This window comes from Nonomuraea sp. NPDC004354, from assembly GCF_053602555.1.
On the sequence record NZ_JBSGDV010000002.1, the window covers coordinates 357338 to 357623 of the forward strand.

Here is a 286-nt window from a genome sequence, read left to right on the forward strand (position 1 = left end):
CCGACCCCGCGGCGCCTGTCCTCCGGAACCCCAGCCACGCACAGGACGATCACAACCCCACACGACGCAGCAACCCCGCCCTCCAGGAAACCCCGACCGCACCGGGGACGATCACGACCGCACACCACCCCGCGACCCCGCCCTTCCGGAACCCCCGCCGCACCCAGGACGGTCGCGACCACATCCGACCCCGCGGCGCCTGTCCTCCGGAACCCCAGCCACGCACAGGACGATCACAACCCCACACGACGCAGCAACCCCGCCCTCCAGGAAACCCCGCCGCACG